21 protein-coding genes are annotated in these 19572 nt (G+C 68.8%); 9 read left to right on the top strand and 12 right to left on the bottom strand.

The genetic code is table 11. From position 1 onward, the window contains the following. The first annotated feature begins 94 nt into the window (after window positions 1-94). Complete coding sequence (locus KNN16_RS00585; protein ID WP_303898050.1) at window positions 95-1921, top strand: SLC13 family permease; 1827 nt, start codon at window positions 95-97, stop codon at window positions 1919-1921. On the opposite strand, the gene KNN16_RS00580 is transcribed toward KNN16_RS00585, so the two are convergent. From KNN16_RS00580 to pdhA, 5 genes are all read right to left on the bottom strand, one after another. After that, a complete protein-coding gene (locus KNN16_RS00580; RefSeq protein WP_303898048.1) occupies window positions 1878-2513 on the bottom strand; it encodes an FmdE family protein in 636 nt (211 codons plus the stop codon). The two genes, KNN16_RS00585 and KNN16_RS00580, sit on opposite strands and share 44 nt — an antisense overlap. A 41-nt stretch (window positions 2514-2554) precedes the next feature. Further along, window positions 2555-2734, bottom strand: coding sequence for a twin-arginine translocase TatA/TatE family subunit (locus KNN16_RS00575; protein ID WP_088571416.1), 180 nt, complete (start codon window positions 2732-2734; stop codon window positions 2555-2557). 164 nt (window positions 2735-2898) lie between these two features. After that, a complete protein-coding gene (locus KNN16_RS00570) occupies window positions 2899-4167 on the bottom strand; it encodes a dihydrolipoamide acetyltransferase family protein (RefSeq protein ID WP_303898046.1) in 1269 nt (422 codons plus the stop codon). Between the two features lie 27 nt (window positions 4168-4194). Beyond that, the gene (locus KNN16_RS00565) at window positions 4195-5166 is read right to left on the bottom strand and encodes an alpha-ketoacid dehydrogenase subunit beta (protein WP_299282418.1); all 972 of its coding nucleotides are present in this window, start codon (window positions 5164-5166) and stop codon (window positions 4195-4197) included. A gap of 23 nt (window positions 5167-5189) precedes the next feature. Continuing rightward, complete coding sequence (gene pdhA, locus KNN16_RS00560) at window positions 5190-6263, bottom strand: pyruvate dehydrogenase (acetyl-transferring) E1 component subunit alpha (protein WP_303898045.1); 1074 nt, start codon at window positions 6261-6263, stop codon at window positions 5190-5192. Window positions 6264-6488: 225 nt separating this feature from the next. Between pdhA and KNN16_RS00555 the strand changes: the two genes are divergently transcribed. Genes KNN16_RS00555 through prmA form a run of 3 tightly spaced genes read left to right on the top strand, consistent with a single transcriptional unit; the run spans window position 6489 to window position 9182 of the window. Further along, complete coding sequence (locus KNN16_RS00555; RefSeq protein ID WP_303898043.1) at window positions 6489-7103, top strand: nucleotide exchange factor GrpE; 615 nt, start codon at window positions 6489-6491, stop codon at window positions 7101-7103. Between the two features lie 6 nt (window positions 7104-7109). After that, window positions 7110-8234: a molecular chaperone DnaJ gene (gene dnaJ / locus KNN16_RS00550; RefSeq protein WP_303898042.1), complete on the top strand. Its 1125-nt coding sequence runs from the start codon at window positions 7110-7112 to the stop codon at window positions 8232-8234. Window positions 8235-8249: 15 nt separating this feature from the next. Then, on the top strand, window positions 8250-9182 hold the full coding sequence (gene prmA / locus KNN16_RS00545) for a 50S ribosomal protein L11 methyltransferase (RefSeq protein ID WP_303898040.1): 933 nt from the start codon (window positions 8250-8252) through the stop codon (window positions 9180-9182). On the opposite strand, the gene KNN16_RS00540 is transcribed toward prmA, so the two are convergent. Together KNN16_RS00540 and KNN16_RS00535 are read right to left on the bottom strand one after the other, a co-directional pair. Further along, complete coding sequence (locus KNN16_RS00540; RefSeq protein ID WP_303898038.1) at window positions 9170-9637, bottom strand: MjaI family restriction endonuclease; 468 nt, start codon at window positions 9635-9637, stop codon at window positions 9170-9172. The two genes, prmA and KNN16_RS00540, sit on opposite strands and share 13 nt — an antisense overlap. A 7-nt stretch (window positions 9638-9644) precedes the next feature. Next, complete coding sequence (locus tag KNN16_RS00535; RefSeq protein WP_303898036.1) at window positions 9645-10847, bottom strand: DNA methyltransferase; 1203 nt, start codon at window positions 10845-10847, stop codon at window positions 9645-9647. A 188-nt stretch (window positions 10848-11035) separates the two neighbouring features. Between KNN16_RS00535 and KNN16_RS00530 the strand changes: the two genes are divergently transcribed. After that, window positions 11036-11437, top strand: a complete 402-nt coding sequence (locus KNN16_RS00530; RefSeq protein WP_303898035.1) for a class I SAM-dependent methyltransferase — start codon at window positions 11036-11038, stop codon at window positions 11435-11437. Between the two features lie 15 nt (window positions 11438-11452). After that, the gene (locus KNN16_RS00525; RefSeq protein WP_303898033.1) at window positions 11453-11692 is read left to right on the top strand and encodes a hypothetical protein; all 240 of its coding nucleotides are present in this window, start codon (window positions 11453-11455) and stop codon (window positions 11690-11692) included. Window positions 11693-11698: 6 nt separating this feature from the next. Here KNN16_RS00525 and KNN16_RS00520 read toward each other — a convergent pair whose 3' ends face one another. From KNN16_RS00520 to KNN16_RS00505, 4 genes are all read right to left on the bottom strand, one after another. Beyond that, entirely contained in the window at window positions 11699-12832 is a 1134-nt protein-coding gene (locus KNN16_RS00520) for a metal ABC transporter permease (protein ID WP_303898031.1), read from the bottom strand. After that, the gene (locus tag KNN16_RS00515; protein ID WP_299282392.1) at window positions 12813-13703 is read right to left on the bottom strand and encodes a metal ABC transporter permease; all 891 of its coding nucleotides are present in this window, start codon (window positions 13701-13703) and stop codon (window positions 12813-12815) included. Before KNN16_RS00515 ends, KNN16_RS00520 begins: the two co-directional genes overlap by 20 nt. A 62-nt stretch (window positions 13704-13765) precedes the next feature. After that, a complete protein-coding gene (locus KNN16_RS00510; RefSeq protein WP_303898029.1) occupies window positions 13766-14512 on the bottom strand; it encodes a metal ABC transporter ATP-binding protein in 747 nt (248 codons plus the stop codon). Next, a complete protein-coding gene (locus KNN16_RS00505) occupies window positions 14509-15474 on the bottom strand; it encodes a metal ABC transporter solute-binding protein, Zn/Mn family (RefSeq protein WP_303898028.1) in 966 nt (321 codons plus the stop codon). The genes KNN16_RS00510 and KNN16_RS00505 overlap by 4 nt, the downstream gene beginning before the upstream one ends. A gap of 247 nt (window positions 15475-15721) precedes the next feature. On the opposite strand from KNN16_RS00505, the gene KNN16_RS00500 reads away from it, so the two are divergent. The 3 genes from KNN16_RS00500 to KNN16_RS00490 are packed head-to-tail and all read left to right on the top strand — an operon-like array spanning window position 15722 to window position 18767. Then, window positions 15722-17365 (top strand): thiamine pyrophosphate-binding protein, encoded by a 1644-nt coding sequence (locus KNN16_RS00500; RefSeq protein WP_303898026.1) that lies wholly within the window; start codon window positions 15722-15724, stop codon window positions 17363-17365. A gap of 37 nt (window positions 17366-17402) precedes the next feature. Continuing rightward, window positions 17403-18269, top strand: a complete 867-nt coding sequence (gene rfbD, locus KNN16_RS00495; RefSeq protein ID WP_303898024.1) for a dTDP-4-dehydrorhamnose reductase — start codon at window positions 17403-17405, stop codon at window positions 18267-18269. A 36-nt stretch (window positions 18270-18305) separates the two neighbouring features. After that, a complete protein-coding gene (locus tag KNN16_RS00490; RefSeq protein ID WP_299282383.1) occupies window positions 18306-18767 on the top strand; it encodes a GatB/YqeY domain-containing protein in 462 nt (153 codons plus the stop codon). 24 nt (window positions 18768-18791) lie between these two features. Here the strand turns inward: KNN16_RS00490 and KNN16_RS00485 are convergent, their stop codons facing one another. Then, the gene (locus KNN16_RS00485) at window positions 18792-19550 is read right to left on the bottom strand and encodes an SIMPL domain-containing protein (protein WP_299282382.1); all 759 of its coding nucleotides are present in this window, start codon (window positions 19548-19550) and stop codon (window positions 18792-18794) included. Window positions 19551-19572: the final 22 nt, after the last annotated feature.

The raw sequence follows: 19572 nt of genomic DNA, 5'->3' as shown, positions 1-19572 counted from the left end.
TCGAACTATCCTCTCCCATGGATCCCGGAGGTAAGATGAGGAGGGATCCTAACCCGGAGAGATATCATACCGGATCTTTGAGAGGAGAGAGCCCGTGGAGGTGTTCTCCCTCACGGCCGTCTGGCTGACGCTGATCCTGTTGCTGATGGCCGGCCTGCTGATGAGCGGGGCGCTGCGGCCCGATCTGGCGGCGCTGATCCTGGCCCTTGGGCTTTCCTTTAGCGGTCTGCTCTCGCCGCAGGAGGCCTTCAGTGGGTTCAGCCGCTCCGCCGTCATCGCGCTGATCGCGCTGTTCATCCTCACCGCCGGCCTGAACCGCACGGGAGTCTCCCGAGCGCTGGGGGAGCGTCTGAGCCGATGGGCGGGGGATTCCCCCATGCGGCTGGTGGCCGGGATGACGCTGCTCAGCGCGTCGCTCTCCGTGACCATGAACTCGGTGACCGCAGCGGCGGTGGTCATGCCGATGGCCGTTCAGGCCGCCCGGCGGATCGGCCTGGCCCCTTCCCGCATCCTCATCCCCATCGCCTACGGCGCGCTGCTCGGGGGAATGCCGACTCTCTTCACCACCGCCAACCTGCTTCTCAGCGGGCTGATGCGGGACCACTACGGCCGATCCCTGACCATGCTGGATTTCATCCGGGCCGGTCTGCTCCCAGCCGCCCTGGGGTTGCTCTGGGTGATCGGAGTCACCTGGCGCACCCTCCCGGAACGCTCCCCGGCAGGACAGCTGATGCACCTGCACCGGCTGAACCGGGAGCTGGCGGAGCTCTACGGTCTCAAGGATGGGCTGGTGGAGCTTCTGGTCGAGCCGGATTCGCCGCTCTGTGGGGTCTCCCTGGTGGAGAGCCAGCTGGCTTCGCGGCACGGCGTGACGGTCATCGGGATCCGCCGCAGGGGACAACTGCTCCTTTCCCCGCCCAGCTCAGAGGGTTTGCAGGCCGGGGATGTGTTGCTGGTCGCCGCCGGCCCGGAGGGCACAGCGCCCTTCGAGCAGGCCCTCCGGGACCTGGGGCTCCGCCCGCTGCCCCGTCCGGTCTCCCCGGAGGTGCTGGAGGAGGGGGAGGCGGGCCTGATGGAGGTCCTTCTCTCCCCCCACACGACGTTGATCGGCCGGACGTTGCGGGACCTGCGCTTCCGGGAGCGCTACGGTCTGCAGGTCTTAGCCATCTGGCGGGAGGGGCGGCCGATCCGGGCCCGGCTGGCGGACGAACGTCTCCGCTTCGGCGATGCCCTCCTGGTTTACGGTCCATGGGAACGTATCCGCCTGCTCCAGGGCGATCCCGAGTTCATCGTCCTGCAATCCAACGGGGAACCGTTGCGGACCTCCCGCCGGATCCCGGCCATCGCGATCATGGCGGGGGTGATCCTGGCCTCAGCCTTGACATCCCGCTCGGTGGCCGAGGTGACGATGGCCGGGGCGGTGCTGATGATCCTGGCGGGATGTCTGACGATGGAAGAGGCGTATCGGGCCATCGAGTGGCCCACGGTGTTCATGGTGGCCGGGCTGCTGCCCCTTTCCATTGCCATGACGCGCACCGGGGCCGCGGAGGGGCTGGGGACGGTGCTGCTGCATGGCCTGGCGGGGGCGCCTCCCTGGGTCAGCGTGCTGGTCTTCACCGGGATCGCCGCCGCCCTCACCCAGGTGCTCTCCGCCTCGGTCACCGCGGTGGTGTGGGGGCCCATCGCCCTGCGGGCGGCCGCGACCCTGGGCGTCCCGCCGGCGGAGATGGGGCTGGCGGTGGCCCTGGCGACCTCGGCGGCGTTCCTCACCCCCATGGCCCATCCGGCCAACGCCCTGGTGATGGGCGCCGGCGGTTACCGACCCCGGGATTTCCTGCGAGCCGGATGGCCGCTCTGGCTGCTCTCGGTTGGGGCGATCACGGCATCGACGGTGGGATGGGAATTGGGACTTCCCCGGTGAGCGGGATCGGCTCCAGGGCGGTGTAGTAAGGGGCTTCCGCGCACGCCCGGCAGAGGATCTCGCCGTCCCGCACGATCTCCCGCCCGTCGTTGATGCCCTCGCCGCAGCGCGCGCAGAAGACCCGACGGATCGGATGGCCAGGCAGATCCTCCGGAGGGATCTCCACCCGGACCCACCGGGCGTAGAAGAGGTCTTCGTCGGGCATGATGCGATAGGCGTGGCGTTGGGCGGCGGCCCGGCTGAGGCCCGGGGGGGCCAGATGCAGGGCCGTCTCGCGGGCATCATCCCGGGCCACAATCCGCACCGCCCGACCGGTCCGGGTGTCCACGAAGGTCGCGGCCGCCTTCCCGTAATCGATGTGCTTGAGGGTCCGCCGTCCGAGCCGGCAGCCGGTGACGGTGGCGATAGCGTCGGTCAGGCAGCGGTCGATCTCCACATAGACGATGAGCCGACGGCGATCCGCGGGGTCCTCGGGATTCAGACCCAGCAACCGGCATCCCAGGAGGGCCATTCGGACGCCGAGGATCTGGCCCGGGCAGAGGTGGCCGTGGAACGCGGCGGCCTCTTCCAGCCATTCGTCGAGGGTGCGCATGGCGTGCCTCGTCAGGGATCCAGAAGCGATCGTGTCCCCCATCACGAAGGCTTGTCCGGCTTCGTCTCCCCTTTTTCCTCCTCCGAGGTCAGACCGCGCCGGAACTCCCGGATGCTCTGGCCGAGCTCCCGGGCCAGGTTGCTCAGGCGACCGGGCCCGAAAAGCAGCAGGGCGATCAGAAGGATGATGATCAGCTCGGTCGGTCCCAGACGGAACGGCATCTTGTCCTCCAGCACGCGATAGGTGAAGGCCCCCGCGGGGGCCCTTCTCCATCATACGCCAGTCGCTCCAGGGAGGGAATCCGCGGGGCTTCCGCGCGGAGGGGCCGGGCGGGCCTCCCCGACACCCGGCCCCGTCCCTCCGCGCCGTGCAGGGACGCAAGGTCTTATTCCACCAGCAAGAGGAGGGGGTTCTCCAGATAACGCCGGAAGGCTTGAAGGAAGCGGGCCACCTCGGCGCCGTCGGTCACCCGGTGGTCCGCCGACACGGTCACCTTCATGCGCTGCCCAATGGCGAGCTGCCCGTTCTTCACTACGGGCACCTCCCGGACGCTTCCGACGGCCATGATGGCGGCTTCCGGGGGATTGATGATGGCGATGAAGTGCTCCACGTCGAACATCCCCAGGTTGCTCACGGTGAAGACGCTGCCCTCGATGTCCTCGGGGCGCACCTTCCCGCTCCGGGCTCGTTCCACCAGCTCCTTGCTTTCGCGGGCGATTTGAGCCAGAGGCTTGCGATCGGCATCCCGCAGGACCACGGTGATCAGCCCTTCCTCCAGGGCCACGGCGATGCCGATGTGGATGGCCTCGTGGCGGACGAGGCCACCTTCCTGGTAGGAAGAACGCAGGGCAGGGAACTCCCGAAGGGCCAGGGCAGCGGCCTTTACCACCATATCGTTCACGGTCACCTTTCCGCGCTCCCCCAGGGCCTCGTTGATCCGCGCCCGCCAGGCCATGGCCTCGTCCATATCCACCTCGACCGTGACATAGAAATGGGGCGCGGTCTGCTTGCTAACGGTCATCCGCCGAGCGATGGCCTGCCGCAACGGGCTGACGGGCACCGCGGTGGGCGCGGGCGTGGGAACCGGGGCGGGCGCTGGGGTTGGGATGGGCGCGGCGGCCGGCGGAGGCGGGGGGGCGGCGGCCGGCGCGCGGGCCTGGAGGTAGCGATCCACGTCGCGCTTCACCACCCGCCCTCCCGGGCCGGTGCCGGGGATCTCCCGCAGGTCGATGCCGGCCTCCCGGGCCAGGCGACGGGCCAGGGGGGAGGCCTTCACCCGCCCGCCGGGAGGCGGGGTGGGCGCCCCAACCGGAGCCGGCGCAGGCGCGGGTGGAGGAGGAGTGCCGGGCGCAGGGGTGGGGAGTGGTGGTCCCTCCCGGACGGCCGGGGCTGCGGCGGGGGCTTCCACCGGCTCATCCGGGGCGGCGATGATGGCGATGGGCGTGCCCACCGGCACCGTGGTCCCTTCTTCGATGAGCACCGCCTTCAGCACCCCGGAGGCCGGTGCCTCGAACTCGATGTTCACCTTCTCCGTCTCGATCTCCGCCAGGGGCTCGCCTGCCTTCACCGGCTCCCCCACCTTCTTCAGCCAGCGCAGCAGCTTCCCTTCTACCATATCGAAGCCCATCTTGGGCATCGTCACCGTCGTCGCCATCCCGGAACCTCCCGCCCGGCGTGTTCCTCAGCGCAACAGGAGCTTCACCGCCTTCACCACATCCTCCGGCCAGGGAAGGACCGCCCGTTCGTGGTGCTTGTTGTAGGGGAGCGGGACTTCGCGGCTGCCCAGACGCATCACCGGGGCGTCCAGCTCATCGAAAGCGTGCTCCTGGATGCGGGCGGCGACCTCAGCGCCCACGCCGAAGGAGCGCCACTCCTCGGTGACCACCAGAGCCCGATGGGTCTTGGCCACGGATTCATACACCGGCTCCATATCCAGCGGGCGCAGCGTGCGCAGGTCCACCACCTCCACCTCGATGCCCTCCCGGGCCAGCTGCTCCGCCGCCTGCAGGCTGGCCTGCAGCATCCGCCCGTAGGTCACGATGGTGCAATCCCGCCCGACACGTTTGATTTCGCTTTTGCCGATGGGGACGACGTAATCCCCATCGGGGACCTCGCCGCGCACCGGGTAGAGGGCGGTGTGCTCGATGTAGATCACCGGATCCTCGTCCCGCAGGGCGGCCTTCAGCATCCCCTTGGCGTCGTAGGGGGTGCCGGGGTAGACCACCTTCAGGCCCGGCACGTAGGCGAAATAGACCTCGAAGGTTTGGGAGTGGGTGGCGGCCAGCTGGCCCCAGCCCGCCGGCACCCGGATCACCAGAGGCACCTTGAACTGGCCGCCGAACATGTAGGACATCTTGGCCGCGTGGTTGACGATCTGATCCAGGGCCAGGAGGATGAAATTGATGGTCATGATCTCCGCGACCGGGCGCAGGCCGCCCAGGGCCGCCCCCAGGGCCACCCCCACGATCGCCGACTCCGCGATGGGAGTGTCCCGCACCCGTTCCTCCCCGAACTCCTCGTAGAGGCCGCGGGTCACCGCATAGGTCCCCCCATAGGCTCCCACATCCTCTCCCATGATGAACACCCGGCGGTCCCGCTGCATCTCCTCCCGCAGGGCCTGCCGGATCGCCTCACGGATGGTCATCACCGGCATCGCGTGCCCTCCATGGCAACGGATCAGGATCCTGAGGATTGATCCCAGAGCCGGAGGAAGCGCTCATCGCCCCGCCAGTCCCCCACCGGGTTGGCGTAGATGAAGTCGTAGATCTCCTCCAGGGGCGGATCCGGGCTCTCCTCGGCGAAGCGCATCACCTCCTCCATCTCGCGTTCCACCTCTTCGTGGATCGCGTCCAGCCGGGCCTCCGGGATCCCCTCGACCTCGATGAGGTGCCGGCGGAACCGCTGGATGGGATCCCGTTGCTTCCACTGCTCGACCTCTTCTTTAGTTCGATAGAGCTCGGGGTCGGCGACGGAGTGGCCCTGGAAGCGGTAGCAGAGGGCCTCGAGGAAATAGGGGCCGTTGCCGGCGCGGGCCCACTCCACGGCGCGGGTCGCCGCCTCGTAGACGGCCAGGACATCCATACCATCGATCCGCTCGGCGGGGATGTTCGCCATGCAGGCCTTCTTGTAGACCTCCGTGACCGCGGAGGCCTTCTCGATGGCCACGCCCATCCCATAGAGGTTGTTCTCGCAGAGGAAGACCACGGGGGTCTTCCAGAGGGCGGCCATGTTCAGGGCCTCGTAGAACTCCCCGATGTCCGTGGCGGCATCGCCGAAGATAGCCATCACCACGCGCGGCTCCCCCAGATAACGGGCGGCGAAGCCCAGGCCCACGGCCATGGGCAGGTGCCCGCCCACGATGGCGTGCCCGCCCCAGAAGTTATGCTCCCGGCTGGCGAAGTGCATGGAGCCCCCGCGGCCCCGGCTGCAGCCGGTGACCTTCCCATACAGCTCCGCCATCAGGACGCGAGGATCCAGCCCCCGGGCGATGGCGTGGCCGTGATCCCGATAGTGCGTGATGAGGTGGTCCTCCGGGCGGAGGGCGGCGATGGCGCCCACTGCGACAGCCTCCTCGCCGATGTAGAGGTGCAGGAAGCCGGCGATCTTCCCCTGCTGATACGCGATGCGAGACAGCTCCTCAAAGCGACGGATCAGGACCATCTGGCGGTAGAAGGAGAGCTTGGTCGCCACGTCAAGCGCCGCGGCCGGCGCTGCAGCCTTCGCTGCGTTCCCTTTCCCACGACCGCTCATCCGGGACCTCCCCTTATGTGCGCTCGATTCGACCGGACGTCCTGGGGGCTCACCCCAATTTTGCAATTCGGTGTGATTATAACATATCGGGCGCAACAGGGTCCGATTTTGCCGGACCGGGATCCGACGCCCCGAATGGGGCCGGGTTAAAATTAAATCCCGGGCGGAGCGCCTCGGTTTTCCCTCCGCCCGATCCGATCCATCTCCGATGGAGGAGGTGGTCCCGTGGAGGAGCCCAAGGAGGTGATGACGGAGAGCGCGGGGGAGAACACGGCCCCCGCGATGTCCCCGGAGGCCCCGGCGGCGGAAGCCGAGGTCTCCCTCGTGGAACAGCTGGAAGCGTTGCGAAAGGAGCTGGAGCAGGTCCGGGCCCAGGCCCAGGAATACCTGGAGGGCTGGCAGCGGGAGCGGGCGGCCTTCGCCAACTACCGCAAGCGAGTGGAGGCCGAGCGGGCCCAGTTCGCCGCGGAGGCCACCGCCCTCTTCATCCGCAAGCTGCTGCCGATCCTGGACGATTTCGAGCGGGCGCTGCGGACCCTCCCGGACAACCTGCGGCATCTCACCTGGGTGGAAGGGGTGGCCCTGATCTACCGCAAGCTGCAGCTGGCCCTGGAATCGGAGGGCGTGCGGCCCATCGAGGTGAAGCCCGGCGATCCCTTCGACCCGATGCTGCACGAGGCGGTGCTCTACGAGCCGGCCGAGGGGTTCGAGGACGGGCAGATCGTGGAGGAGCTGCAGCGCGGCTACAAGCTGGGGGATCGGGTGTTGCGGCCGACCCTGGTGAAGGTCGCCCGCAAGGCCGAGCCCGGGTCGGAACCCTCAGCCGCAGAGGGCGGATAAGGCGCCATGGCGACTTTCCGGAAGGACTACTACGAGATCCTCGGCGTCCCACGCAACGCCACGCTGGAGGAGATCAAGCAGGCCTATCGACGGCTGGCCCGCCAGTATCACCCGGATGTCAACAAGTCGCCGGACGCCGAGGAGAAATTCAAAGAGATCAACGAGGCCTACGCCGTCCTCTCCGATGAGGAGAAGCGACGGATCTATGACATGTATGGCCACGCCGGGCTGGAAGGGCGGGGGCTGCGCCCGGAGTCGGCGGATTTCACGGACCTCTTCGCCGATCTCTTCGAGGATCTCTTCGGATTCGGGGTCCGCACGCGGGCACGGCGGGCGCCCCGGCGCGGTGCGGACCTTCAGACCGAGGTCACGCTGACGTTCGAAGAGGCCGCCCGGGGCGTGGAGAAGGATGTGGAGGTCGTCCGCCACGAGCCATGCCCGCGCTGCCGGGGGAACGGCGCGGAGCCCGGGACCGGCCCGGCCCGCTGCCCGACCTGCGGCGGCATCGGCGAGGTGCGGCGGGTGAGCCAGTCCTTCCTGGGCTCTTTCGTCCAGGTCACCACCTGCCCGACCTGCCAGGGGGCCGGCGAGGTGATCGCCACCCCATGCCGGGAGTGCGGCGGGGAAGGGCGCGTGCTCACCCGTCGTCGCCTCGCCGTCCGCATCCCGGCCGGCGTGGACGACGGGATGCAGATCCGCATCCCCGGGGAGGGGGAGCCGGGGGAGAACGGCGGGCCGCCGGGCAACCTTTACGTCCAGGTCAAAGTCCAGCCTCATCCCTACTTCCGGCGTCGGGGGGATGACCTGATCGTCCAGGTGGCCATCAACGTGGCCCAGGCGGCTCTGGGGGATCGCATCCCGGTCCCCACCCTGGAGGGCGAGGAGCTGGTGGAGATCCCGCCGGGGACCCAGCCGGGGCATGTGATCCGGCTGCGGGGGCGGGGCATCCCCCACCTGCGGCGCAACGGCCGTGGGGACCTGCTGGTGGTCGTCCAGGTGGAGATCCCCACGCGCCTCACCCCGGAGCAGCGACGGCTCTTTCAGGAGCTGGCGCGCACCCTCCCGGCGGGGGGCGCGCAGAAACCGGAGAAAGGGTTCCTGGAGCGCCTGCGGGAGCTTCTCGGCGGATAAGCGGGGGCGCATCCGATGCGCTGGCTGGAGATCTCGGTGCGGGTGCCCACGGAGCTGGCGGACAACATCGCGGAGATCCTCTCCCGCTACGCGCCCCACGGCATCGCCTACGATTACGGCCCCATCGAGGCCGATGAGGCGGACTGGGAACGCCCTCGCCGGCCCCCACCGGTGCTCACGGTGCGGGCCTACCTGCCGATGGTTGGAGACTGGGAGACGGCGCGGCAACGCATCGAGGAGGGGTTCTGGCATCTGCGTCAGATCCTCCCCTTTCCCCCACCGCAGTTCCGGGAGCTGGATGAAACCTCGTGGGAGGAGGCGTGGAAAGCCCACTACGATGTGCTGCGGGTGGGCCCCTTCGTGATCAAGCCCAGCTGGCGGACCGCGCGGCTGGAGCCGGGGGATGTGCTCATCGAGCTGGATCCGGGGATGGCCTTCGGGACCGGCACCCATCCCACCACGCGGATGTGCCTGCAGGCCCTGGCGGAGTGGCTCCGGCCCGGCGATCGGATCCTGGACCTGGGCACCGGGTCCGGGATCCTGGCCATCGCCGCTGCCCGGCGGGGGGCAGGCCGGGTGTGGGCGCTGGACATCGACCCGGTGGCCGTGCAGGTGGCGCGGGAGAACGTGGAGCGCAATGGAGTAGCGGACCGGGTGGAGGTCATCCAGGGCTCCCTGGAGGAGGCCCGCGCCCTGAGGGAGCGGTTCGATGGGATCGTGGCCAACATCGTGGCCCCGGTGATCGGCCGTTTCTGTGAGCAAGGGATCGCCCACCTGCTGCGGCCGGGGGGATGGATCGTGGTCTCGGGGTTCTTCCAGGGAGAGCAGGAAGGGACCGTCCGTCAGGCCCTGGAGGCCGCCGGCCTCACCGTGGCGCGCCGCTGGGCCGAGGAGAGCTGGGCCGCCCTGGGGGCGCGGCGGGAGATGGAGGCCCGCTACGCGCCATGATCCGGTCCTTCGCCGGCTTCCGCGCGAAGCCGGCCGAGCTCCTCCCGGATCGCCTCCACCACCTCCTCATTCCAAATCCGCTTCCGACCGCCCTTCTCGGTGATGGAGAACACCACAAAGACCTTCCCACCCTGCTCCTGCTGGAAACGCGCGTGGGATCGCCCCATCCACTCATGCCATCTGTGGGCCTCCGGGGCCTGCTGGTCAGTGATAGGCTTCACCTGGATTTCAGCCCGGAGCTGCTCGCTGATCTTCACGTAGAGCCTGCGAGCGACCTCCGCGAGATGCTCCCGCATATCATGGCCCAGAAGAGGTCCTTCCGGACGGACGTTCTCGAAGTAATAGCGCTCCCAGTCCTCCAGGGTGCGTGGAGCACAGGCTTGGATCGATTCGGACAGCCGGCCGACATAGCGAGGGCGGTTGAACTGCCAGCGGTTGAAGGCGATGTTCAGCACCCATTCTTTAGAGGATCGCAGTCCGTCGCTCCTCCGCAGCGAGGAACCGCTCGCGATACCGATGGAAGGTTGAGCGATCGGCATCCGCCAGCCCCATCTCAATCATCTTGCGGTTCACGAAAAGCCGATTCGTCAGATAGAGATAAGCCGGCATCGGCGCGTTTTTTCCTTCAGGAGGTTGATCAAAGCGCAGGTGGACGGGCTTGCCCAACACGAACTTTTGCAAATAATGGATCGCCGCCTCACGACGCTCCGGAGGCACCCGGATTCCGAGCAGCTGCACCACCAGCCCGTTCTGAAGCTGCAGGGTGTGCTCATCCAGGACCGCCACCACCCGGAAGGTGGCTTCTTCATCGAAGCATAGGAGGCCGGGGTCCACCCGCGGCTGGGCGTCCTTCACACGGGGGATGTAATCCGGAGGCGGATCGACCGGCGGCTGTTCCTGCTCCCGCCGGAGGATCCGCACTGAGGGCGCGAACAGCGCCGACGCATGAAGGCCCAGCTTCTGGCGGATGATCGGCTCGAAGGCCGGCTGGATCTCATAGCCGATGGCCTTCCGACCCAGGTCGAGGGCCACCTTCACCGTTGTGCCGCTGCCCAGGAAGGGATCCAGCACGGTCTCTCCAATGAACGAGAACATCCGGATCAGCCGGCGAGGCAGCTCGTCCGGGAACATGGCCTCGTGAAGGGTCTGACGCTCACCGCCGAAAGACCAGTGGCCGCTGAAGAAAGCCTTCCATTCTTCCCGTGTCATCCGGGAGGCCTCCCGGATCTCTGGAGGAACCGGCTCCGACCGACCGGGCTTTTTGAACAGCAGAATGAACTCATAATCCAGCTCCACGATCCCGTTCGGGGGATAGGGGAAGGAGCCCATGACCACTGCCCCGCCGGTGGTGCGCATCGTGGTTTTCTTCTGCCAGATGATCGCTCCCATGTAGTCGAAGCCGATGACCTCGCACTGGGCGATGATCTCCGCATGGAGCGGGATCACTTTATACTGGCCGTAAATGACGGCCCGCGCGAACTGATCCCCGATGTTGATGCACAGACGGCGACCCGGCCGCAAGACCCGCCATGCCTCCCGCCAGACCCGGCTGAGATCCATTAGATACTCGTGGAGGGTTTGCCCGTAGCCAATCTGGCCCTTTACGCCGTAGTCCTTGATATGCCAGTATGGGGGGGGAGGTGACGATGAGATCCACGCTCTCATCCGCCACCTCCGCCATGTTCCGGCTGTCTCCGATGACGATCAGGGCTTCCACATCCATCATCGCGCTCCTCGAAGTTCATCCCACCCAAGCCCGGAAAGCGTCCGAAGCTCCCTCCATTATAATGATAGCCCGGGCTCCTGAGCGAAAGTCGCGGCTGAAGCCGCTCCTACAAGTGAGGGGAAACAGGATGATCGTTCCGCCTTTATCGAAGTGGACCCTCGTCCTATTGCAGGCCTTTTTCCGCTGGCTGTATCACGAAGGGGCGTGGGCCTACGAGGGGGTGGCGGCGCTGGTCTCGATGGGGCGCTGGACGCACTGGGTGACCCGGGTCCTGGATCAAGTGGAGGGAACCCGGGTGCTGGAGCTCGGCCACGGCCCGGGGCATCTCCTCGCCGCGATGGCCCGCCAGGGCCTCCACCCCGTCGGCCTGGATCCCTCCCCGGCGATGGGACGGTGCGCCCGTCGGCGGACAGGCGCATCGGTTCCTCTGGTGCGGGGACGCGCCCAGGCGCTTCCCTTCCGGGACGGATCCTTTGACACAGTGGTGACCACCTTCCCGGCCCCCTTCATCCGGGAACCCCGCACCTAGCAGGAGGCAGCCCGGGTGCTGCGCCCCGGAGGGCGCGTGGTGGTCCTGTTCGCCGCCCAGCCCCCACCCTCTCTCGTCGGGCTCCCCTGGCGATGGCTCTACCGCCTGGCCGGGCTCCGATCTCCTGAAGGCCATCCGGAGGCCCTCCTGCGCGACCCGGCCCATCCGGCGGGGCTGGAGGTCGAACCCTGGACGTTCACCGATGGGGCCTGGACCCTCCACGGGATCCTGGCCCGCCGGCCGCCATGCCCTTGAGCGCTTTCACCGCAACAGGAACACCCACTCTCCCTCCATAAGCGCTTCCCGGGCCGCCTGACGCCCCGCCTCCGTCAGGCGGAGGCGTTCGCCCTCCCGGATCACCCACCCCGCCTCCTCCGCCCGCCGGATCACCGCAGCCGTGAAGCCGGGCTTCCAGCGCAGATGCTCCGGGAGATGGGCGAGGGCGCACTCCTCTGCCTCCGCCGGGGTGCCCTCATGGCTCAGCAGATGGACCGCCAACAACTGCTGAGCCAGGCGCCAGCGTCGCTGCGTCGCCTGACGGCGCCGCGCGATCCACCCGTGGCGCGGCCCCCCGATCCAGGCCAGGGCGAACAGGAGACCTCCCGCCGTCGCCATGGCGCCCGCGATGGAGACATCCAAGGCATTGGCGAAGCCATATCCGCCCATCGCCATCGCCACCCCCAGCCCGACGGATCCGAGGAGCATGCGATCCAGGCGATCGGTCAGGAGGTAAGCCGTCGCCGGCGGAGCCACCAGCATCGCCACCACCAGCACCACCCCGGCGACGTCGAAAGCCGCCACCACCGTGAGGGAGGTCAGGGCCATCCACGCGTAGTGCAACCAGGCCGGCCGGAACCCGAAGACATGGGCGAGATCCGGATCGAAGGCGGTGAGCTGGAGCTCTTTGTAGAAAGCGAGGATGAAGAGGATATGCAGGACGAGCAGCGTCCCCATCACCCAGATGCCCCGGGGACCCAGATCCCATCCACCCCATGTCAGGCGATCGAAGGGCGCGAAGGCCAGCTCCCCCAGCAGGACCGCATCGAGGTCCAGGTGGATGGAACCCGCGCCGCGGGCGATCAGCACCACCCCCAGGCTGAACATCGCCGGGAACACCAGGCCGATGGCTGCGTCCTCCTTGAGCCGCCCGCTCCGCAACAGGGCGTCCACCCACCCCACCGTCAGCACCCCCGCGCCGGCCGCGCCGAGCAGCAGAAACGGGGAGCGGAGATCCCGGATGATCAGGAAAGCCGCCACGATCCCCAGGAGGACCGAATGGCTGATGGCATCGCCGATGAGGACCATCCGGCGCAGCAGCAGGAAGGCCCCCGGCAGGGCGCAGGCGGCCCCAGCCAGGGCGGCCACCAGGATGATCTCAACCTGCGGGGCGAGCATGGGACTTCCTCCGGTGCAGATACCAGCGGCGCAGAAGCCCACGGCGCGGCGCGATCAGGAGGGAGAGCAAAGCCAGCCCGCAGGCCACCAGGACGATAAGCGGGCCGGTGGGCAGACGGCCGACCCCCGCGCTCATCAGCGTCCCCAGCCCGCCGGAGAGGGCGCCGAACCCTCCGGCGAGGACCACCATCCGCTCCAGACGGTCCGTCCACTGGCGGGCGGCGGCCGCCGGGGCCACCAGCAGGGCGCTCATCAGCGTCACCCCCACCGCAGGCAGGCCGATGGCCACCGTGAGCACCATGAGGGCGGCGAGGAGGACCTCCAGAGTCCCCACCGGCAAGCCGCAGGCCTGTGCGAAGATCGGATCGAAGGCGAGGAGCTTCCATTCCTTCCACAGGAGGAGCAGGAAAACCAGAACGAGGAAGGCCGCTATGGCGATGGCCGCCACATCCCGTCGGAGCATCGTTGCGGCCTGGCCGAAGAGAAAGCGATCCAGGCCGGCCTGAGCGGCCGTCGGCCGCTGCTGGGCCACCGTCAGCCCCACCATCCCCATCCCGAAGAACACGGAGAGGACCAGGCCCAGGGCGGCGTCCGGCTTGATGCGGGAGCGCCGGGGGATCTGCACGGCGAGGAGGGCGCCGATTCCGGAGGAGAGGGCCGCGCCGAGGAGCAAGGGCGGAAGCTCCCGACTGCCGGTGATCAGGAAAGCGAGGACGAGGCCGGGCAGCGCGGCGTGGCTCATCACATCCCCGATCAAGCTCTCCCGGCGGAGCACGGCGAAGACCCCCAGGGCCCCCGCCACTCCACTGAGCAGGCTGGAACCCAGGGCGACCGTCCAGAACGTGGGATCCTGAAACAGTTCCGGAATCATCCCACCCCTCCTGAAGGCAAGGCCGGAGCATGAGAGGATGGAATCGCTGCCCCACGCACGCCTTAGGAGAGAGCGACCGGAAGACCGGCGGCCGCTCCCTGATAGGTCCGGTTCAGGTTCTCCACGGTGAACACCTCCGCCACCGGTCCGCTGGCGACGCAACGGACGTTGAGGAGGGTCACCCAGTCGAAATAGGTCGGCACGGTCTGGAGATCGTGGTGCACCACCACGATGGTGCGGCCGGCCGCATGGAGGCGCTGCAGGACCGCCGCCAGGGCCTGTTCGGTGACCGCATCCACGCCGGCGAAGGGCTCGTCCATCAGGTAGAGATCGGCGTCCTGGGCCAGAGCCCGGGCCACGAACACCCGCTGCTGCTGGCCTACGGAGAGCTCGCCGATCTGCCGGTCGGCCAGGTGGTCCATCCCCACCTGGGCCAACGCCTCCAGGGCCCGTTCCCGATCCGCCGGGCCCGGCCGGCGGAACCAGCCCAGGTGGACATAGCGGCCCATCAACACCACATCCAGGACCGTGGCCGGGAAATCCCAGTCCACCGCGGTGCGCTGGGGGACGTAGCCGATGCGGCGGCGGACCTCCGCGGGAGGGCGCCCGAACAGGGTGATGGATCCGGAAACCGGGCGGACCAGACCCATCAGGGCCCGCAGGAGCGTGGTCTTCCCGGCCCCGTTGGGGCCGACCACAGCCATCCGCACCCCTCGGGGAACCCGCCAGTCCACATCCCAGAGGGCCGGGCGATCCCCATACATCACGGTGAGATCCTCCACTTCGATCGCCCACTCCTTCCGGATCATCGCCGTTCCTCCGAAGGCAGAGGCTCCAGCAGCCCACGGGTGATGGTCTCCACGTTGTAGCGCATCATCCCCGCATACGTGCCCTGCGGGGAGTTGGGGTCGCCCAGGGCATCGGAATACAGCGGCCCGAGGACCCGCACCGCCCATCCACGCGCCCGCACCGCCTCCTGAACAGCCTCCAGGTAACGGAAAGGCACGCTGGTCTCCACGAAGATCGCCCGGATCCGCCGGCGGGCGATGAAATCGGCAAGGGCCTGGACGTCCGCCAGGCCCGCCTCCGCAGCGGTGCTGATCCCCTGAAGGGCGCGGACCTCGAAACCGTAAGCCCGACCGAAGTAGCCGAAAGCATCGTGGGAGGTGATCAGCACCCGTTGCTCAGGAGGGATCCGCGCCACCTCCGAACGGATCCAGGCGTCCAGATCCTCCAGCTCGCGCTGGTAGGCATGCAGCCGGGCCGCGTAGAGATCGGCGTGGGCGGGATCGAGATCCCTCAACGCCTGCGCCACCGCCTCCGCCGCCCGCATCCAGAGGCGGACATCGAACCAGATGTGGGGATCCGGGGTGCCCTCGAACCCTGGAGGATAGCGGAGATCCTCCGGCGGGATCGCCTCCCCAACGGCGACCACCGGGGCCCAGCGGGACATCCCGGCCAGGACGTCGGCCATGCGAGCCTCCAGATGCAGGCCATGGTAAACGATCAGATCCGCCCGCATCAGCTTCCACACGTCGCTTTCCCGCGCCTTGTAGAGATGGGGATCCACCCCCGGCCCCATCAGCGCGGCCACCTCCACCCGATCGCCCCCGATCCGCCGAACCAGGTCCGCGACCAGGGTGGTGGTGGCCACCACGCGGATGGGACGCTGCGCGAGCTCCGCCGCGCGGGCCCGCCGCTCCACCGGAGCGCAGGCGACGATCCCGCTCACCGCCAGCGCGAGCCAGAGCGCCCACCCGCCCCATCGCATCCCCTCCGATCCCCCACCCACGGCGCCCTCCGAGGCGATCGTCTGCACAAGATTTTAGGCTTTCCTAAAATCAGCGTCAAGCACCTCGATCCGTCCCCCCTCTTCTCCGAGCGCCGGCGAACCGCAGAGATGAGGATGTGTGCGCGTCGCCCGTTCCTCCCCTTGCCTCCGGGGGCCATTGCCCGCAACATTAAGAGGGGCGCGTTCTCCTCCTGCGCGTCCGCATCCTCCCGGGAGGAAGCGAGCGATGTCCAGCGTGCATGGGGGACGGCTGGTGGCGAAGGCGTTGAAGGCGGCCGGCGTGGAGGTGATCTTCACCCTGTGCGGTGGCCACATCCTGCCCATCTACGACGGCTGTCTGGACGAGGGGATCCGGATCATCGACATGCGCCACGAGCAGGCGGCGGTCCATGCCGCCGATGCCTGGGCCCGCTTGACGGGACGGCCGGGCGTGGCGGTGGTCACCGCGGGACCGGGGGTGACTGACAGCGTCACCGGGGTGGCCAACGCCTTCCGGGCCAACAGCCCGGTGCTGGTCATCGGCGGGCAGGGGCCCTTCGCCCAGCTGGGCCGCGGGTCGCTGCAGGAGATGGACCACGTGGCGGTGATGCGGCCGATCACCAAATGGGCCGGCGCAGTCTACGAAACCGAGCGGATCCCGGAGTTCATCGAGGTGGCTTTGCGCCACGCCTGGAGCGGGCGCCCTGGCCCCGTCTTCCTGGAGATCCCCCTGGACGTGTTGTTCCGCTTCGTGGACGAGCGGCATGTGAACTTCCCCCGTTTCGACCGCCCTGTGCCGCGGCCCGGGCCGGCGAAGGCGGCGCTGGAGCAGGCGGTGGGGATGCTGGGCGAGGCCGAGCGCCCGGTGGTGATGGCCGGGAGCGCGGTCCGCTGGTGCAACGCCTACAGCGCCCTGGCCCGCTTCGTGGCCGACCTCGACCTCCCGCTGTTCACCAACGGCATGGCCCGCGGGACGCTGCCGCCAGACTCCCCCCAGTTTTTCCAGCACGCTCGCCGTAAGGCCTTCGCGCAGACGGATCTGCTCATCCTGGTCGGCGGGGAGTTCGACTTCCGGCTGCGGTTCGGGCAGGAGATCGCCGCCACCGCCCGGGTCATCCACGTGGACCTGGAGCCCACGGTGATCGGTCATAACCGCCCGGTGGACCTGGGGCTGGTGGGGGACATCGGGGAGATCCTGGAGGCATGGCGCCAGGGCATGCAGGCGCGCTTCCCCGGCCGGCGCTTCACGGCGTGGCGCGAGGCGCTGCGGGCCGTCGAAGCGGAGCAGGCCGCCTTCTGGGAGCAGGGGAAGGACGCGACGGACGTCCCCATCCACCCGCTGCGGCTGTGTCACGAGCTGGCCCGCTTCATCGACGAGCGAACCATTGTCATCGGGGACGGAGGGGATATCGTGGCGGCGGCCTCCCGGGTCCTCCCGGTCTACCGCCCGGAGAACTGGATGGATCCGGGGCCCTTCGGCTGTCTGGGAATCGGGGCGCCCTTCGCCATCGCCGCCCAGCTGGCTTATCCGGACCGCCGGGTGCTGGTGCTGTTCGGGGACGGGGCCTTCGGCTTCAACGGGTTCGAGTTCGACACCGCGGTCCGCTTCGGGCTGCCGATCATGGGCGTGGTGGCCAACGACGCGGCCTGGAGCCAAATCCGGCGGCCCCAGATCGAGATGCTGGGGGAAGCCCGGGCGGTGGCCACCGCGCTCGCGCCCACCCGCTATGACCGGGTGGTGGAAGCCCTCGGGGGATACGGGGAGCTGGTGGAGCGGCCGGAGGAGATCCGGCCTGCCCTGGAGCGGATGGCCGCGGCCCGCCGCCCGGCCTGCCTGAACGTCCGCACCCGGCCTCTGCCGCCGGGCGTGCTCTCCGCTCGGTATTTCTAAAGGCTCCGGTTTCACCCCCCCAAGAGGAGGGTTCGGGATGCGGGTGCTTCTCACCGGCGGCACGGGCATGCTGGGGCGCGCGATCCGGGAGGTCTGGGGATCGCAGCCGGGGATCGAGCTCCTCGCCCCGCCCCGCGCGGAGCTCGACCTCGCCGATCCGCCCCAGATCTTCGAGGCCGTTTCGCGCATCCGCCCCGAGGTGATCCTTCACGCCGCCGCCATCGCCGACGTCGACCGTTGCGAGGCCAACCCCGACCTGGCCTTCCGGGTGAACACGGTGGGAACCGCCTGTTTGGCGGCGGCCGCCCAGATGTCCGGTGCCACCCTGATCTTCATCAGCACCGACTATGTGTTCGACGGCACCAAGGGAACTCCCTACACGGAGTTCGACCGGCCCAACCCGATCAACGTTTACGGATGGAGCAAACTGCAGGCGGAGGAGTATGTGCGGACGCTGTGTCCCCGCCACTTCGTGGTGCGCACGGCGTGGCTCTTCGCCCCCTGGGGGCAACACTTCGTCACCCACACGGTGGAACGGATCCGGAAGGGGGAGCCCGTGGGAGGGATCGCCCAGGTCGGTTCCCCCACCTTCGTCCTGGACCTCGCCCAGGCCCTGCTCCGCCTGCTGGAGTATCCGGCCTACGGGCTGTATCACATCGCCAATCACGGGGCGGTCTCCCGCTATGAGATGGCCCGGACCATCCTGGCGATGCTGGGGCGAGATCCAGAGGAGGCTGTGCGGCTCTCGGGGATCTCCGGCCGGCGGGCTCCCCGCCCCGATCGCAGCCCCCTGCGCAATTATGTGCTGGAGCTGCAGGGCCGGGACCCGATGCGGCCGTGGACGGAGGCCCTGGCGGAGTGCCTGGAGCGGATGGGGCTCCGGGTGCGCCATCTCTCGTCCTGAGCAGGATCCCATGCAACCCGACAGGGGAGGACCTGAATGGGCTTGAAAGAACGGCTGCAAGAAGACCTGAAGGCGGCGATGCGGGCGGGGGACGAACCGCGCAAGACCGCCATCCGCATGGCGCTGCTGGCGATCCGGATGGCGGAGGTGGAGGCCGCTCGCCCTCTGACCGAGGACGAGATCCTGAAGGTGCTCCAGAACGAGGTGAAGCGGCGCCGCGAGACCCTGGCGGAGCTGGAGAAGGCGAACCGGCCGGACCGGCTGGCGGCGGAGCAGGCGGAGCTGGAGGTTCTGCTCTCCTACCTCCCGCAGCCTCTCACCCGGGAGGAGATCGAAGCCATGGCCCGGGAGGTGATCGCGGAGGTCGGCGCCGCCTCACCCGCCCAGCTGGGGGAAGTGATGAAGCGGCTGATGCCCCGGGTCCGCGGCCGGGCGGACGGCCGGGAGGTGCAGGAGATCGTGCGCCGCCTGCTCTCCGAGCCGTCCGCCGGCTCATGATCCCACCGGCTCATCATTCGTAGATTATTGGAGCTGCCAGGTCACCTCGATCTCGACGGTGATCTCCAGCTCCCCGGCTGCGACGGGGACAGCGGCCGCCTCGGCAGCCATTCGGGCCATGGGGCCAGGAATGGGACGCGTGAGGGAGGTTTCGCGAACGGACTGCACAGGCCCCAGCTGGGCTCCCAGGGTGGCCGCCAGGGTCTGGGCCCGGGCTTTCGCGTCCTCGGCGGCCAGCCGTCGCGCCTCCATCGCCAGGCGGTCCGGGCTCCCGACCTGGAAGGCGATCCCCTCCACGCGGTTCGCCCCGGCCCCCACGGCGGCATCCACCCCAGCGCCCACCGCCTCCAGATCCCGGAAGATCGCGGTGTAAACGTGGACGACCCGATACACCCGAGGGCCGATGGGCCGGCCGGTTTGCGGATCCCGGGGCTCCTCGATCTGGATCTGGAAGGAGGCGGTCTGGATGTCGTTCTCCGCCACCCCATGGGCCTTCAAGGCGTCCAGCACCGCGGCGGCCCGTCGGTTGTTCTCGGCCAGGGCGGAGGCCAGGGTTTCCCCGGACGTCTCCACCCCCAGGGTGACGACCGCCTGATCCGGGCGCGCCCGCACGGTCCCCACCCCGTTCACCGTCAGCGTGCGCGGGCTTGCCTCTGTTCCCTGAGAACGCACGGCCTGGGCCGATGGCCCCACCGGCACCCCTGCTCCGGGCGCGGAGGGATTCGTCCGGCACGCGGCCAGCAGGATCCCCCCCACTACCCCCAGCCATCGCCAGCGGTTCATATCCGCCTCCCGCTCCTGAAAT

This window comes from Thermoflexus hugenholtzii (assembly GCF_018771565.1).
GTDB lineage: Bacteria > Chloroflexota > Anaerolineae > Thermoflexales > Thermoflexaceae > Thermoflexus > Thermoflexus hugenholtzii_A.
The sequence above is the reverse complement of the archived record's forward strand: the minus strand, read 5'-3'. Positions and strand labels throughout refer to the sequence as shown.

Bases quoted from the DNA above. Each gene is read 5' to 3' on its own strand.
- rfbD (WP_303898024.1), top strand. From the start codon at position 17,403: ATGCGGGTGCTTCTCACCGGCGGCACGGGCATGCTGGGGCGCGCGATC.
- KNN16_RS00485 (WP_299282382.1), bottom strand. From the start codon at position 19,550: ATGAACCGCTGGCGATGGCTGGGGGTAGTGGGGGGGATCCTGCTGGCC.
- KNN16_RS00580 (WP_303898048.1), bottom strand. From the start codon at position 2,513: ATGCGCACCCTCGACGAATGGCTGGAAGAGGCCGCCGCGTTCCACGGC.
- KNN16_RS00515 (WP_299282392.1), bottom strand. From the start codon at position 13,703: ATGATTCCGGAACTGTTTCAGGATCCCACGTTCTGGACGGTCGCCCTG.
- KNN16_RS00575 (WP_088571416.1), bottom strand. From the start codon at position 2,734: ATGCCGTTCCGTCTGGGACCGACCGAGCTGATCATCATCCTTCTGATC.
- KNN16_RS00520 (WP_303898031.1), bottom strand. From the start codon at position 12,832: ATGCTCGCCCCGCAGGTTGAGATCATCCTGGTGGCCGCCCTGGCTGGG.
- KNN16_RS00510 (WP_303898029.1), bottom strand. From the start codon at position 14,512: ATGATCCGGAAGGAGTGGGCGATCGAAGTGGAGGATCTCACCGTGATG.
- KNN16_RS00565 (WP_299282418.1), bottom strand. From the start codon at position 5,166: ATGCCGGTGATGACCATCCGTGAGGCGATCCGGCAGGCCCTGCGGGAG.
- prmA (WP_303898040.1), top strand. From the start codon at position 8,250: ATGCGCTGGCTGGAGATCTCGGTGCGGGTGCCCACGGAGCTGGCGGAC.
- KNN16_RS00530 (WP_303898035.1), top strand. From the start codon at position 11,036: ATGATCGTTCCGCCTTTATCGAAGTGGACCCTCGTCCTATTGCAGGCC.
- KNN16_RS00500 (WP_303898026.1), top strand. From the start codon at position 15,722: ATGTCCAGCGTGCATGGGGGACGGCTGGTGGCGAAGGCGTTGAAGGCG.
- KNN16_RS00490 (WP_299282383.1), top strand. From the start codon at position 18,306: ATGGGCTTGAAAGAACGGCTGCAAGAAGACCTGAAGGCGGCGATGCGG.
- KNN16_RS00535 (WP_303898036.1), bottom strand. From the start codon at position 10,847: ATGAGAGCGTGGATCTCATCGTCACCTCCCCCCCCATACTGGCATATC.
- KNN16_RS00505 (WP_303898028.1), bottom strand. From the start codon at position 15,474: ATGCGATGGGGCGGGTGGGCGCTCTGGCTCGCGCTGGCGGTGAGCGGG.
- pdhA (WP_303898045.1), bottom strand. From the start codon at position 6,263: ATGAGCGGTCGTGGGAAAGGGAACGCAGCGAAGGCTGCAGCGCCGGCC.
- KNN16_RS00570 (WP_303898046.1), bottom strand. From the start codon at position 4,167: ATGGCGACGACGGTGACGATGCCCAAGATGGGCTTCGATATGGTAGAA.
- dnaJ (WP_303898042.1), top strand. From the start codon at position 7,110: ATGGCGACTTTCCGGAAGGACTACTACGAGATCCTCGGCGTCCCACGC.